The sequence below is a fragment of the Pararhizobium antarcticum genome (genome assembly GCF_001885585.1).
GTDB classification, from domain to species: Bacteria; Pseudomonadota; Alphaproteobacteria; order Rhizobiales; family Rhizobiaceae; genus Pararhizobium; species Pararhizobium antarcticum.
Window position 1 is genome coordinate 1 of record NZ_LSRP01000031.1, and the last position, 2,372, is coordinate 2,372.

The following is a 2,372-nucleotide window of genomic DNA, read 5'->3' on the forward strand; positions in this document are numbered from 1 at the left end:
CCACGGTGTAGATCCCCTGTCCATCCTGCTGTCATTTGCAGAAAGGAAATAGGTGGCCGGATTTTACTCCGCCCGCAGCTGGATTATTCCGCCGCTACCGTGGCCGACTTTTGCACCGCCGCTCTCATTTGAAGATGCTGGGCACGTGGTGCCAGCTATCCCCTACCGGAGCATCGATCCAAAGTTTTATCGCCAGAGGGTCGTCGATCCGACGGGTGAAGCAGCCGGAACGGTGGTGGTGGATACACCTGGCAGGTTCCTTTACTTGGTCGAGCCAGGCCGCACTGCGATGCGCTATGGCGTTGGCATCGGTCGGGACGGTTTTGCCTGGCAGGGCCAGGGCATTATCCACTGGCGTCAACCGTGGCCGCGATGGAAACCGCCGGCGGAGATGATCGCGCGCCGACCGGACCTCGAACAATATTCGGTTGCAAACGGGGGCATGGGGCCCGGCATACAAAATCCGCTCGGCGCACGCGCCTTGTACATCTTCCAGAATGGGCAGGATACGCTCTATCGGCTGCATGGCAGTCCCGAATGGCAGTCTATCGGCAAAGCGGTCTCTTCAGGCTGCGTGCGCCTTTTGAACCACGACATCGTCGATCTCTACAACCGCGTTCCCTACCATGCGCCGATTGTCGTGCATCAGATGCCCCTCGTTCCCACGGCTTGAAAACCGCCGAACGATACGGTGACGAGGTTCCCGGCCCTCGAAATGCGGGCCTTCCTCAGACATGACGCAAAAAGGATGAAACATGATTGACCTCAAGGGCAAGCGCGCTCTCGTAACCGGGGGATCGCGGGGCATCGGCGCCGCAATCGCACTGGCATTGGCAAAAAATGGCGCAGATGTCGCGATTACCTACCAGAACTCGGTCGAGCGCGCCAACAGCGTCATAACCGCGATCGAGACGCTGGGACGCCGCGGCGTGGCCGTCCAGGCCGACAGCGCCGATACCGACGCGATCAAGCGGGCCGTCACGAAGACCGTCGAAACGCTCGGTGGCCTCGATATTTTGGTCAACAGTGCGGCCATCGCACTGAACGGGGCAATCGCGGATATCGATCTCGTGAAATTCCAGGCGATGATGGACGTCAATGTGCGCGGACCGGTCGCCTTTGCGCAGGCAGCGATACCGCATCTGGCAAAAGGCGGCCGCATCATCTCCATCGGATCTGGTCTCGCAGATCGCGTTCCCTTTCCGGGTGTGACGGCCTATGCCATGTCGAAGTCGGCGTTGCTCTCTTTCACACGTGGCTTGTCGCGAGAACTTGGCGCGCAAGGTATTACGGTCAACCTCGTCTCGCCCGGATCGACCGATACAGAGGCAAATCCTGCAGAAGGTGAGGCGGCGGATTTCCAGCGCAGTCTCTCGTCAATCGGACGTTTTGCGGAGCCGCATGAAATCGCCGATGTGGTCGCGTTTCTCGCAGGCCCGGCGGCAAACATGATCAACGGTGCGGTCATTGCAGTCGACGGCGGCGCAAATGCGTAGGCCACCTCAAACGGTTTTGTCGCAAACTTTTGACAAGGTCGCGGAGACGGCTACTGCTGGACGCAGTTATGCAGCATGTGCAGCGAATTGGTGAAATGCCGATTGGCCGTTCGCTGGAAATTGGTGCTTTCGGATCATATGGGCCACCTCGACACCATCCAGTGTCGCTGACGCAGACTGAAAGGATTTGAAGCCCTTCTGCAACAACAGCAACCAGTTAATGCTTTGCAAGCCTTCCAGGTTGGCCCCGCTCTTGTCTATGACAACCTTTTCGGGCCAACCGTTTTTCTCGATCGTGCGGGCGAAGAAAGCGCTGGCTGCACAAACCGTTCGCGCAAGATCATCATTCCCTATGATGAACGCGTCTACAAATACCGAAACCGGATAGAGCGCTGCTTCAACCGCATGAAGCACTTCGGCCATTTCGCAGCACGCTATGGCCGAAGAACCTTTCACTTCAAAGGCTTCGTCCATCTCGTCGCTGCGATGATCTGGCTACGATGAATGTCGATCCGACCCAGAGGCGGGCAGATGGGACGAAAGGACCATGCGGAAATTATTTCCGTACTGACCGATGAGTGGCAAGCTCAAAGTTCGATCGGGAGCACAGAGAAGATTTACAAGTCTCCGCGCCATCAGGCCCCCGCAACCAAACATCCCAATGTCCCAAAAAAGCCCCCTCAGGGGGCTTTTTGCGTTTCCAGAGCCAAAACCAAACAAAGTCAAATCGCGCAGTAATCGTAACCCGAGCCCGATCCTCGCCGGCGGCTCAGGTCAACACCAATGAACGGAACGAAAAAAGCTCAGCGATTGCGCGAGCCTTCGAAAATTACTCCGAATGGACACGCGCCCCATGAAGAGACGAACGGTCAAACA

Annotated in this window: 1 protein-coding gene and 2 pseudogenes; 2 read left to right on the forward strand and 1 reads right to left on the reverse strand. The window is 57.5% G+C overall.

Translation table 11 applies throughout. From position 1 onward, the window contains the following. Positions 1–130: 130 nt before the first annotated feature. A pseudogene (locus tag AX760_RS03550) lies at positions 131–673 on the forward strand (L,D-transpeptidase); the annotation flags it as partial. Positions 674–755: 82 nt separating this feature from the next. Beyond that, complete coding sequence (locus AX760_RS03555; protein ID WP_071831522.1) at positions 756–1,496, forward strand: SDR family NAD(P)-dependent oxidoreductase; 741 nt, start codon at positions 756–758, stop codon at positions 1,494–1,496. A 66-nt stretch (positions 1,497–1,562) separates the two neighbouring features. Here the strand turns inward: AX760_RS03555 and AX760_RS26135 are convergent. Then, positions 1,563–1,817 (reverse strand): annotated as a pseudogene (locus tag AX760_RS26135) (transposase domain-containing protein); the annotation flags it as partial. Between the last annotated feature and the right edge of the window lie 555 nt (positions 1,818–2,372).

What these genes read in the sequence shown, in the direction of transcription:
- AX760_RS03555 (WP_071831522.1), top strand. Translation starts at nt 756, where the DNA reads ATGATTGACCTCAAGGGCAAGCGCGCTCTCGTAACCGGGGGATCGCGG.